The sequence below is a fragment of the Mesorhizobium sp. L103C119B0 genome (assembly GCF_000502235.1).
Taxonomy (GTDB): Bacteria; Pseudomonadota; Alphaproteobacteria; order Rhizobiales; family Rhizobiaceae; genus Mesorhizobium.
Genome location: NZ_AYXE01000059.1, coordinates 1 through 3079, shown reverse-complemented (window position 1 = coordinate 3079; position 3079 = coordinate 1). Strand labels below are relative to the sequence as shown.

The window sequence follows — 3079 nt, the reverse complement described above, 5'->3', positions numbered from 1 at the left end:
ATCCTGCGACCGGCCAAGCGGCCGAGTGGGGCTGAGATCCGCCCCCACCTGCGCCGTCTGGTGCGGGCGATCCGGATCAACTGGCCGAACATTCGAATCCTGCTCCGCGGGGATAGCCATTATTGCAACCCAGGTCATCGACTGGTGCTGCGCGTCGACTTCATCTTTGGCCTCGCGCCCACCACGACCCTGCGCAAGCATGTGGCGGATCTGGAGGCCAGCACGACAGCACGCCTGGAAGCGTCGGCCAAGAGAGGCAAGGTCCGCATGTTCAAGGAGCTCATTGACGGCGCCCGCGGCGCGGCCGGGCCGGCAGCACTCAGGCGACTATAACGGCGCAGAGCCGACCCTGCGGCTTCCAGACATTGTCGTGTACAGCTTCAGACCCTCAAGCCGAGCCCGCATGGCCTCGCTTACCTTTTACGGGGCGGCGGTACGTCCAAGCCGGTTCAACAGTTAAGAATTTCGCAAAGACGATACCCCCGGATCCTCGAGCTTCCGCTGCCACTTCCCGCATTCGCCGAGGCGGTCAATGACCCGCCCTTCACAAGGTTATCCCGGCAAGCATCTGGATGCGAGAGATAATGTTGCCGGAAGCATCTTTCATGGCTTCTACACCTGCCTGAACGCCAGAACCGCGTTCGTGCCGCCAAAGGCGAAGGAGTTGCTCAGTGCCACGCGCACCTTGCGCTCGCGTGCCACATTGGGCGTGACGTCGAGATCGCAATCGGGGTCCAGCTCACGATAATTGGCAGTCGGCGGGACGACGCTCTCGCGGATAGCCATCACGCAGGCGATCAACTCGAGCGCGCCGGACGCGCCGAGGCAATGCGCGTGCATGGACTTGGTAGAAGAAATGGACATTGAGAAGGCGTGCTGACCGAAGACGCGCTTGATCGCCGCCGTCTCGATCTGGTCGTTGGCCTTGGTGCCGGTGCCGTGCGCGTTGAGATAGTCGACATCCTCGGCGTCCAGCCTGGCATCGGCAAGGCAGGCCCGCATTGCTGCCTCCGGCCCCTCGACAGTCGGCGCGACGATGCCGGACGCATCGGCGGAAAGGCCGACACCGGCAATTTCGGCAAGGATGGTGGCGCCCCGAGCCAAGGCATGCTCGTAGCTTTCCAGCACCGCCATGCCGGCGCCTTCACCAAGCGACAGGCCCTGGCGATCGGCCGAGAATGGCCGGCAAGTATCGGGCGAAAGCACGCGGATCGCTTCCCATGCCTTCAGCACACCCCATATGAGCGGCGCTTCGCTGCCGCCGGCAAGCATCACGTCGGCCCGGCCGAGCCTGATCTGGTCCACCGCGCAGGCAATCGCATGGTTTGCCGAGGAACAGGCGGACGTGACGCCGAAGACCGGCCCGCGCAGGCCGAGACTCATGCTGACCTGGCCGGCAGCGGCACCCGGCATCGCCTTGGGTACAGTCAAGAGAGCGGCACGCTTACCGCCCAGAAGGATGGCGCGGTAGGTTTGCTCGATCGCATCCCACCCGCAGCCGCCAACGCCCACCGCCGCACCGAAGCGATAGCTATTTCCCTCTTTGGAGGAAAGTCCGGCCTGACGCATGGCTTCGCGCGCCGCAAGCACAGCGAGCAGGCTGAAGCGGTCCATGGAGATGAGTTGCTTGCTGTCGATGTCATGCTCCGGCAGGGCCTTGATCTCGGCACCGATCCTGACCCTCAACTCATGGAACTCGGAGTTGACGATTGGGCCGATGGCGGAGCGGCCTTCTCGCATCTCTGTCCAAATGGCGGCGGCGTTGGTTCCAAGCCCGCAAATCCCGCCAATCCCAGTAATCACGACGCGCCTGTCCATTCACACCCCCGTAGGGAGCAAGCTGCGCACGGCTTCCACCATGCCCCCAACATTCTGGAGATCCGACCATGCCTCGGCCGTATTCATCTCGATCTCGATGCCGTAGGCCTGCTCCAGGTCCCAGAGAACGTCCGCCAATCCCAGTGAATCGATACCGAGCGAAGTCAGTCCCGTGGCAGCCGTTATTTCGCCGCCCGTGGCAGGCGCTATGCCGCCCTCCGACGCGGCGCGCTTCTTGATCATTGCGATTATTTCGTTGGCGAGTTGATCTGCCATCTTGTTCCTTTCCAGCTTGCGTTTTCGGCGTCGTTCAAAACCCGAGTCGCGTCGCGTTGCCAAAATTGCCCCTCATAGAGCCTGTGCGCCGACCAAGCCCAATGCCCATAGCAACCGGACGAGTTCCGGCTTCTGCGGCGTCAGCCCGATGACGAAGAAAAGTCGCCGGCCTCCCGCTTTTGCGCCAGCACATCAAGAATCTGCGTGTAAATGGATAGGAACCGTCGTCAAACGTCAGCTAAACGCTGCGACGGTGGGTGCTGTCAGCGTATTCACTCGGCACCTCATATGTAATCGAGATGTTTCATAGCTCCGGACCAGTTGCGATCAACTATGTACCGGTCGCCATTCGTCGGAGAGTTCGACATGATTTGGAGCGCTGCCTCTCATTCCCAGTACAATCTCCACCGCACGCGACAGATTTCCTCTTTCGGGCTCTTCTCAAGGGACTCGCCACGCGATAGAGGCAGTCATCGGCGCACGTGAGGTCCTGCCAGGTCCATGCGACATTCCGGAAAATTGGTAAAATCGTTTGTTTCAATCAAATTCATCCACGCTATGGATAGCTAAGACATGCGTTTCAAAGGGCTCGATCTGAATCTTCTCGTCGTTCTCGACGCGCTGCTTAGCGAGCGCGGCCTCACGGCGGCGGCACGCAGCATCAACCTAACCAAATTCATGTGGGTTGGTGGATGTGGCGCAAGCCCGTTGAAATGACGTAGGATTTGGTTGCTTAAGCCGATCCGAAATTTCCCGGAGACCACACCCGCCATGAACGATCTTGCGCTGCCGCTGAGCGGTTTGTCATCAGTCGGCGGCTAGTCCGTCGTCGCCCGTTTCGACGGCGGCATGCTGTCGTCCAACAGCGGCGTTCTGGCCTTGGCCGAGGTGGAAAAGCGGTTGCGGGTGGCCGAGCGTCTGGCGCGTTGCATCGACGATCCGCGCTGCCCGGACCAGGTCGTCCACAGCCTGGCGGACATGATCG

At 61.4% G+C, this 3079-nt stretch carries 2 protein-coding genes and 3 pseudogenes; 3 read left to right on the top strand and 2 right to left on the bottom strand.

Annotation, left to right across the window (positions count from 1 at the left end; translation table 11 throughout):
- Window positions 1-279: pseudogene (locus X728_RS1000000169980) on the top strand (transposase); the annotation flags it as partial.
- Window positions 280-612: 333 nt separating this feature from the next.
- On the opposite strand, the gene X728_RS137025 reads toward X728_RS1000000169980, so the two are convergent.
- Together X728_RS137025 and X728_RS137030 are read right to left on the bottom strand one after the other, a co-directional pair.
- Window positions 613-1818, bottom strand: a complete 1206-nt coding sequence (locus X728_RS137025; RefSeq protein ID WP_031196279.1) for a beta-ketoacyl-[acyl-carrier-protein] synthase family protein — start codon at window positions 1816-1818, stop codon at window positions 613-615.
- Window positions 1819-2094 (bottom strand): acyl carrier protein, encoded by a 276-nt coding sequence (locus X728_RS137030; RefSeq protein ID WP_023673543.1) that lies wholly within the window; start codon window positions 2092-2094, stop codon window positions 1819-1821.
- 573 nt (window positions 2095-2667) lie between these two features.
- Here X728_RS137030 and X728_RS1000000170875 point away from each other — a divergent pair.
- Window positions 2668-2769 (top strand): annotated as a pseudogene (locus tag X728_RS1000000170875) (LysR family transcriptional regulator); the annotation flags it as partial.
- A gap of 96 nt (window positions 2770-2865) precedes the next feature.
- A pseudogene (locus X728_RS1000000169975) lies at window positions 2866-3079 on the top strand (transposase); the annotation flags it as partial.

What these genes read in the sequence shown, in the direction of transcription:
- X728_RS137025 (WP_031196279.1), bottom strand. Translation starts at nt 1,818, where the DNA reads ATGGACAGGCGCGTCGTGATTACTGGGATTGGCGGGATTTGCGGGCTT.
- X728_RS137030 (WP_023673543.1), bottom strand. Translation starts at nt 2,094, where the DNA reads ATGGCAGATCAACTCGCCAACGAAATAATCGCAATGATCAAGAAGCGC.